7 protein-coding genes are annotated in these 8,153 nt (G+C 70.3%); 2 read left to right on the top strand and 5 right to left on the bottom strand.

Going from position 1 to position 8,153, the window contains the following annotated elements:
- The first annotated feature begins 677 nt into the window (after window positions 1-677).
- Window positions 678-1,688 carry a tryptophan--tRNA ligase gene (gene trpS / locus ACWFRJ_RS30020; protein ID WP_453537637.1) on the top strand — a complete coding sequence of 337 codons (1,011 nt, stop codon included), beginning with the start codon at window positions 678-680 and terminating at the stop codon, window positions 1,686-1,688.
- A gap of 46 nt (window positions 1,689-1,734) precedes the next feature.
- Here the strand turns inward: trpS and proC are convergent, their stop codons facing one another.
- From proC to ACWFRJ_RS29995, 5 genes are all read right to left on the bottom strand, one after another.
- Window positions 1,735-2,547 (bottom strand): pyrroline-5-carboxylate reductase, encoded by an 813-nt coding sequence (gene proC / locus ACWFRJ_RS30015; RefSeq protein WP_453537634.1) that lies wholly within the window; start codon window positions 2,545-2,547, stop codon window positions 1,735-1,737.
- Between the two features lie 75 nt (window positions 2,548-2,622).
- Window positions 2,623-3,360, bottom strand: a complete 738-nt coding sequence (locus tag ACWFRJ_RS30010; RefSeq protein ID WP_453537631.1) for an ABC transporter permease — start codon at window positions 3,358-3,360, stop codon at window positions 2,623-2,625.
- Window positions 3,357-4,154 carry an ABC transporter ATP-binding protein gene (locus ACWFRJ_RS30005; RefSeq protein WP_453537628.1) on the bottom strand — a complete coding sequence of 266 codons (798 nt, stop codon included), beginning with the start codon at window positions 4,152-4,154 and terminating at the stop codon, window positions 3,357-3,359. The genes ACWFRJ_RS30010 and ACWFRJ_RS30005 overlap by 4 nt, the downstream gene beginning before the upstream one ends.
- Window positions 4,155-4,275: 121 nt before the next feature.
- Window positions 4,276-5,037 carry a class I SAM-dependent methyltransferase gene (locus tag ACWFRJ_RS30000; RefSeq protein ID WP_453537625.1) on the bottom strand — a complete coding sequence of 254 codons (762 nt, stop codon included), beginning with the start codon at window positions 5,035-5,037 and terminating at the stop codon, window positions 4,276-4,278.
- A 56-nt stretch (window positions 5,038-5,093) separates the two neighbouring features.
- The gene (locus tag ACWFRJ_RS29995) at window positions 5,094-5,606 is read right to left on the bottom strand and encodes an EamA/RhaT family transporter (protein WP_453537622.1); all 513 of its coding nucleotides are present in this window, start codon (window positions 5,604-5,606) and stop codon (window positions 5,094-5,096) included.
- A gap of 201 nt (window positions 5,607-5,807) precedes the next feature.
- On the opposite strand from ACWFRJ_RS29995, the gene ACWFRJ_RS29990 reads away from it, so the two are divergent.
- Window positions 5,808-8,102, top strand: a complete 2,295-nt coding sequence (locus ACWFRJ_RS29990) for a protein kinase domain-containing protein (protein WP_453537620.1) — start codon at window positions 5,808-5,810, stop codon at window positions 8,100-8,102.
- Window positions 8,103-8,153 lie beyond the last annotated feature (51 nt).

Below are 8,153 nucleotides of genomic sequence, written 5' to 3'. Positions count from 1 at the left end.
TTTCCTCCGGGCGCTTCCCTTCGGTGTTTCTTTTTTGTCTTGCTGTGTTTCGTTCTTGCGTTTCCGACTCTATCAGACTCTTTCGTGTCCGATTTCCCTCGGTGCCTTTCAGGTTTCCGCTCCGGCCTTTCGGCTTTCGCGTTTCCCTTTCCGGCGAGTCCGACTCTACCAGATCCTTTCGGGCCTGATTCCCAGTCAGCGGGGTTTGTCTTCCCGGCTGTTGGGCCGTTCCGACGAGTGAGACTTTAGCGGAATCCTGGCTCCCGATCCAAATCGGGGCGTCCTTTCGAACGCGGATTCCTCATTTCGCAAAAGCGCATGAAAACGAGCAGACGGCGGGGCATCGAAGATGACACGACATCGATCGTTTGAATGGTTCTGTTCTTGCGGAATGGCTGCCCGGGGACCGACCAAGGGTCGACGCTCACGTCGGGCAACTCGGAGAACACTACGTACGCGGTCTTGGCGTGTCAACCCTGGTCCGTGCCGCCCCTCGCTCGCTACTGTAGGAGGCGTGACAACGCATGCGCACACCCAGCTGTGGTGGGCCGCCTGACGGCGGCCGTACACACGCATGTACTCAACGGCTGCCGACTCGGCGGCCGTTTCTTGTTTCTCCCCCTGGAGGATCCGGAGCCCGGTCGTCGGGCCGGCGGTCCTGACCAGGAGGTGGAGAGATGACGAGGATCTTCAGCGGGATCAAGCCGACGGGGCATCTGACCCTGGGGAACTACCTGGGCGCCGTGCGCCAGTGGGCAGAGGTCGATCAGCACCGCGCCGAGTCGCTGTTCAGCATCGTCGATCTGCACGCCCTGACCGTGGACCACGATCCCGGTCGGGTGCGCAGGCTCAGTAGGCAGGCGGCGACACTGTTGCTCGCGGCGGGGATCGATCCCGAGCGGGCCACCGTGTTCGTGCAGAGTCATGTGGACGAGCACGCCCGGCTCTCGTATCTGCTCGAGTGCGTCGCGACGGACGGCGAGATGCGGCGGATGATCCAGTACAAGGAGAAGTCCGCGCTCGAGCGGGCCCGCGGCGGGAGTGTGCGGCTCTCGCTGCTCACCTATCCCGTGCTGATGGCGGCGGACATCCTGGCGTACGGGGCCGATCAGGTGCCGGTAGGGGACGACCAGGTGCAGCACGTCGAGCTCACCCGGGATCTGGCCGTGCGGTTCAACCAGCGGTACGGCCATACGTTCGTCGTGCCTCGGGCCACGTATCCCAAGGTGGCCGCCAGGGTCATGGATCTGCAGGATCCGATGTCGAAGATGGGCAAGTCCGGCGATGCGGGCGCCGGGATCGTCTATCTGCTCGACGAGCCCGACGTCGTACGGAAGAAGATCCTGCGCGCTGTCACGGACAGCGGGAGCGAGGTCGAGTACGACCGGGAGGCGAAGCCGGGGGTCTCGAATCTCCTGGAGATCCTGGCGTCCTGTGAGGGCGGGAGTCCCGAGGGCTTGAGCGGTGTGTACGAGACGTACGGAGCCTTGAAGAAGGACACCGCCGACGCCGTCGTGGAGATGCTGAGGCCCTTGCAGGAGAGGCACAAGGAGTTGGTCACCGATCCCGCGTACATGGACGAGGTGCTGCGGCGGGGGGCTGCGCGGGCCAGAGAGATGGCCAGGCCGACGGTGGACGCCGCCTATCGCGCGATCGGCTTGCTGCCGCCGGTGAGCGAGCCGCAGTAGGTGCTGGTCGAGGGGCGCGCGCCCTCGCGCGCCCCGAGGCCGGACGTCAGCTGTTGTTGCCGGAGGCCAGTTCGCGGCTGCGGTCGCGGGCTGCTTCGAGGGCGGCGATGAGGGCTGCTCGTACGCCGTGGTTCTCGAGTTCGCGGATGGCGTTGATGGTGGTGCCCGCCGGGGACGTGACGTTCTCGCGGAGCTTGACCGGGTGCTCGCCGCTGTCGCGGAGCATCACGGAGGCGCCGATCGCGGCCTGGACGATGAGGTCGTGGGCCTTGTCGCGGGGCAGGCCGAGGAGGATGCCCGCGTCGGTCATGGCCTCGACCAGGTAGTAGAAGTACGCCGGTCCCGAGCCGGAGAGGGCGGTGCAGGCGTCCTGCTGGGTCTCGGGGACACGCAGGGTCTTGCCGACTGCGCCGAAGATCGCTTCGGCCTGGGCGAGGTGCGTCGCAGTGGCGTGGCTGCCTGCGGAGATGACGGACATGCCTTCGTCCACGAGGACCGGGGTGTTGGGCATGACGCGGACGACGGGGGTGCCGTCGGCGAGGCGCTCTTCGATGAAGGCGGTGGTGATGCCCGCGGCTGCGCTGATGACCAGGCGGTCGGACGTGATGTGCGGGGCGAGTTCGTCGAGGAGGCGGCCCATGTCCTGCGGCTTGACCGCGAGGATGAGAGTGCCGGCCTTCTTGGCGGCCTCGGCGTTGCTGACGGGGTCGACTCCGTAGCGGGTGCGCAGTTCCGCTTCGCGCTCGGAGCGGCGGGTGGTGACCACGAGGTCGGCGGGGGCCCAGCCGGCCCGGATCATTCCGCTGAGGAGGGCTTCGCCGATCTTGCCGGTGCCGAGGACTGCGACGGGCTGGGGCATGTGAGGGTCACCCTCCAGGTGCGGGGCTAGCGGGTCAGCGCTTCAGCTGGGTGGGGTCATCCTCGCATTGGTGGGTCAGGCCGTGCGGCGGCGGAGGGTGGCGGCGCCGAGCGCGAGGACGAGTACGGCGCAGCCCGCGACGATGACGGCGTCGCGTACGAAGGTGCCGGTGACGGAGGGGTGGCGCAGGACTTCGTTCATGCCGTCCACGGCGTACGACATGGGCAGGACGTTCGAGATCGCTTCGAGGGCGGGCGCCATCTTGTCGCGCGGGGTGAACAGGCCGCAGAGGAGCAGCTGGGGGAAGATCACGGCCGGCATGAACTGGACGGCCTGGAACTCGGAGGCCGCGAACGCCGAGACGAAGAGGCCGAGCGCCGTGCCGAGCAGGGCGTCGAGCAGCGCGACCAGGAGCAGCAGCCAGGCGGATCCCGTGACATCGAGGCCCAGGGCCCACAGGGCGAGGCCGGTGGCGAGGATCGACTGGATGACGGCGATGAATCCGAAGGCGAGGGCGTAGCCCGCGATGAGGTCGCCCTTGCCGAGGGGCATCGCGAGGAGGCGTTCGAGGGTGCCGGAGGTGCGTTCGCGGAGGGTGGCGATGGAGGTCACCAGGAACATCGTGATGAGGGGGAAGATGCCGAGGAGCGAGGCGCCGATGGAGTCGAAGGTCGCCGGGCTGCCGTCGAACACGTAGCGCAGGAGCAGCAGCATCACGCAGGGGACGAGCAGCATCAGCGCGATGGAGCGGGGGTCGTGGCGGAGCTGCCGCAGGACACGGGCCGCGGTGGCGAGGGTGCGGTGGGTGTTCATCGGGGGCTCCTGGTGGGGGTGGTGGCGTCGCTCTTGGCTGCGGCGGTGGCCTCGTCGACCAGGTGGAGGAAGGCCGCTTCGACGGTCTCGGAGGCTGTACGGGTGCGCAGGGCGTCCGGGGTGTCGTCGGCGAGGAGCTCGCCTTCGCGCATGAGGAGGAGGCGGTGGCAGCGTTCGGCCTCGTCCATGACGTGCGAGGAGACGAGGATCGTGGTGCCCCGGTCGGCGGCGATGGAGTGGAAGAGGTTCCACAGGTCGCGGCGGAGTACGGGGTCGAGGCCGACGGTGGGTTCGTCGAGCACGAGGAGTTCCGGGGCGCCGAGGAGGGCCACCGCCAGGGAGACGCGGCTGCGCTGGCCTCCGGAGAGGTTGCCCGCGAGGGCGTCGGCGTGGGTCGTCAGGTCGACGTCTTCGATGACTCGGGTGACGTGGTCGCGGCGGCGGTGGGTGGCGGGGCCTCGGCCGGGGTCGAGGACGGCGGCGAAGTAGTCGAGGTTCTGGCGGACGGTGAGGTCGTCGTAGACGGAGGGGTCCTGGGTGACATAGCCGATGCGGGAGCGGAGGCCGGGGGCGCCCGCCGGGTGGTCGAGGACGTTCAGGGTGCCGGTGACCTTGGCCTGGGTGCCGACCGTCGCGCGCATGAGGGTGGATTTGCCGCATCCCGAGGGGCCCAGTAGCCCGGTGATCTGGCCCTTCGGGACGGTGAAGTCCAGGGCGCGGAGGACTGTGCGGGGACCTCGGACGACGGTCAGGCCCCTCGCCTCGATGGCAGGAGGTTCGTCGATATTCATCATGTGATGATTATTGCGCGCCGGGCTGCGGGGACGTCAAGGGCGGGCGGGTGATTTCGGGGGTTGTGACGGGTGGCGGGCGCTGCTTTGCGCCGGGGTGGCGGGCGCTGTCGTAAGGGGAGGTTCAGGAGGTGGGTCGGGGTGCCAGGAGGAGGTCGGTTGTGTAGGTCTCCTCGATGAGGCCGTCCGGGAAGATCTTCAGGAGTTCCGTGCGCTCCTCCGCGAGGAAGGCGGCCGTGCGTTCCTTGCCGAGGACCAGGAAGGCCGAGTGGCTGCCGATGTTGGCGAGGTGGGAGTCGACAGGGATACGGCGGCTCCAGCGGACCCGGTCCCTGCGGAAATCCAGGGCCGTCGTCAGCTCGCTCGTCCGGTCCGCGGTGCGCCGCGCGCCGTCGTCGAAGCCCAGGCAGCGGGCGATCCTCGTGTCCTGCGCGGCGATCCACTCCAGCGTGTGGTCCGCGATGTTCCACCACAGGGCGAGCGCGCCGCCGGGGCGCAGCACGCGGACGGCCTCGGGGACGGAACGCTCCTGGTCCGTCCAGTGCCAGGCCTGGGCGTACGTGATGAAGTCGGCCGAGCCGTCAGCGAACGGCAGGCTGTCGCCGTCGCCCCGCACCAGGGGCACGGCGGGCAGCGTACGGCGGAACTCCCGCGCCATTCCCTCGCCCGGCTCCACCGCGACGACGTGGGCGCCGCGGTCGGCGAGGAGGGTGGTCGCGATGCCCGTGCCCGCGCCGACGTCGAGGACACGGGCGCCGGTGAGGGAGCGGCCCGCCAGGTTCTCGACGGCGTCGAGGAGGGCGGGCGGATAGGAGGGGCGGTGGGCCGCGTACTGGGCGGCCGCCGCGTTGAAGGAGTGCGCGCGACGCGAAGATGCTGCAGTCATGCGGTTCAGTCTCGACCCGTGGCCCCGGGCCGCGTCACTCCCTCACTCGTTGCGGTTCAGGCCTTTTTCTTCTTCCGGGACGGGTTGCCCGTGCGCCGTGACGTGCGCTTGGCGTACTGCTCGCGGGCCGTCTCGTACTCCTCGCGGTGGAGCTTCTCGCCGGGGGCCTCGGTGAGGGAGCGGAAGAAGTAGGCGAGGAGTACGCCGACGAAACCGATCGTCATGAGGCCGAGCATCGACGACTGGGACGCGGGGTCGTGGCGGCGGGTGAAGCCCTCCCAGGTGCGGCGGAAGGCGATCGCGCCGCAGATCGAGAACATGATGAGGACCAGGAAGTTCACGAACGTCCCCACGTCCGCGATCGACATGCCCTCGTACGCGAAACGCAGCACGAAGCAGCCGGCCGCGGCGGCGAGCAGCGACCCTGCCGCGACGCCCGCGCGGCGTGCGCCGTAGCCGTTGTCGTGGCCGACCCAGGTCGTGCCGAAGAAGCGGATGGGCTCGGGCTGCGGGCCTGGGGCCGTCGCCGCCGTCGCCGTGCGGTCGGGGGTGCTGGAATCTGCGCTCACCCGCCGAGTATCGCCCGGGGCGGCGTGAGTACGCGGCATGAGTACGCGGCGGAGTGGGTGCGTGGCGGTCTGTGGGCAGGCTCGCCCTATTCGTCCCCCGCCTTGCCCCGCACTACCACTCGGCGGCTACTTTGTGGGGCAGGACGGATACACGGACGCATGCGGGAACTGGTGCACGGGAGGACGGGGAGGTCGGGAAGAGTGTCGTTGCGCGGAGGTGACCCAGCTGAGATCGGCGGCTACCCGCTTGAGGCACGTCTCGGCTCGGGCGGCATGGGCACGGTCTTTCTGGCACGTACGGCATCGGGGCGCCCGGTCGCGATCAAGCTGATCCACCAGCACTTCGCCGGGGACGAAGAGTTCCGCATCCGTTTCCGGCAGGAGGTGGCGGCGGCGCGGCGGGTGAGCGGCGCGTTCACCGCGGCCGTGGTCGACGCCGACCCGGAGGCCGAGTATCCATGGATGGCGACCTCTTATATCGAGGGGCGCACGCTCGCCCAGCGCATCACGGAGACGGGCCCGCTGACCGGCCGGGACCTGCGCATGCTCGCCATCGGTCTGACGGAGGCGCTGCGTGACATCCATCGCGCGGGCGTCGTGCACCGTGACCTGAAGCCCTCGAACGTCGTACTCTCGCCCGAGGGCCCGCGCGTCATCGACTTCGGCATCTCGCGCGCCGCGGACCAGCAGACGCTGACGATGACGGGCCGGGTCATAGGCACGCCGCCTTTCATGTCGCCGGAGCAGTTGCAGGCGCCGCGTGGGGTCGGGCCACGGTCCGACGTCTTCTCCCTGGGTACGTTGCTGGTGTACGCGGCGACGGGGCAGGGGCCGTTCGACGCGGACAGCCCGTACATGACGGCGTATCAAGTGGTGCACGAGCCGCCGGAGTTGGATGCCGTACCGGCCGCCCTGCGCGCGGTGGTCGAGCCGTGCCTCGACAAGGACCCGGACGCCCGTCCGTCGGCGGACCAGCTGCTCGAGCGGCTGCGGGATCTGCCCGCCGAGCTGGGGGAAGCGGCGCCGGGGGCGCGGGGCAGCCTTACGCGGGACACGGATACGCAGCATCACCGGTCATCGGCGGGCGGGACCGGGACTGGGGCCGGGACCGGGGCCGAGGGCGATACCGACGACAGTGCCGGGGTCACCCGGGCGTCCGGCTCGGGCGAAGGCACCCTCGTCGGCCGTGGTTCGCGCCGCCGTTGGCGCCCCGTGCTCGCCGCCGCCGTAGCCGTGGCCGCGCTCGGGGGCGGGATCGCCGCGCTCCAGCTCGGCTCGTCCGGCGCCCCCTCCGGTGGCGGGGACGGTGACGGCAGCGACAAGGAACGCACGGTCGCCGCGGCCGAAGCGCCCCTGCCCGACGGCTTCCGGCCGTGGCGCGCGACCGTGCCCAACGACCGCGACATCCCGGACGAGGTGCGCTGCGTACCGCGCAAGGACGCCTTGTTCTGCGGGGGCGGCGGGGTCGTCGCGACCCGGCTCCGGATCTCCGACGGCAAGGAGGTCTGGAAGGTCAAGAGCCCCGGCGTGCCCACGCAGGGCATGCACATCGTGGGCGCCACGAGCGACACCGTCCTCGGCTACCGCCTCCCGGCGGAGGGGTCGGGGCAGCCGGAGAAGCTGGTGGCCCTGGACGCCGACACCAGCAAGGAACTGTGGTCCCGGCCGATCAGCGGCCAGTCGACGGCCGTCGCGGGGCGGACGAACGACGCGGTCCTGTCAGGATCGACCGTCCTTTCCGTCGACACGGGCCGTACGCGGGTCGAGGCCAGGGACGCGCGCACCGGGCGCACGCTCTGGTCGACGCCGTTCCCCGCGGGTTCGGAGTGCACGCCGGTCGCGGCAGGTCAGCGGATGTGGGCGATGTGCGCGCCGGCCGCCGAGATCGCGAACGTCGACGTGCGCCACCCCGCCTTCCACACCGTCGACCTCACGTCGGGGACGTTCGGCAAGGGCATCGCGGTCCAGGGGGCCGTGCACCCGATGGGTGTGAGCGAGGGCAAGCTCGTGCTGCTCCACCAGCGGCGCAACGGGCCCGAGTTCCTCGGGTACGACAAGGTGCTGCGGGTCGACCCGGCCGGCGGTCGCGTCGCGTCCCGGCCGCTGAAGAAGACGTACGACGCGGCGCCCGGCATCGCGGACGGCACCGTCTACTTCGCCGAGCAGACGGGGCGGATCAGCGCGGTGGATCCCGCGACCGGACGCCAGAAGTGGACCCGGCAGACGAGTGTGGAGGGTGCTTCGGGGCCGGTGCCCGCCGCGAAGGCCGGGTCCGGGGGCGGCTCCCTCTATTTCAGCTCCGCCAGCGGGCGGGTCGTCGCCCTCTCCACGCGGAGCGGCGAGCCGCTCTGGAGCACGGGGCCGCGGGCGGACGGGCTGACCGGGGACACGAACGCGAGTCCGCGGGTCGCGGTTTCGGGGCGTGTGGTGGTCGTGGCGGCGGCCGAGAACACGGTCTTCACCTTCGACGCGACGAAGCCGCCGAAGTCCGAGTGAGCTGACTTCGGCGGCTTCGGTAGTGCGTGCCGGTAGTGCGTGCCGGGCCGT

The organism is Streptomyces sp. NPDC055239 (assembly GCF_053606205.1).
The sequence above is the reverse complement of the archived record's forward strand: the minus strand, read 5'-3'. Positions and strand labels throughout refer to the sequence as shown.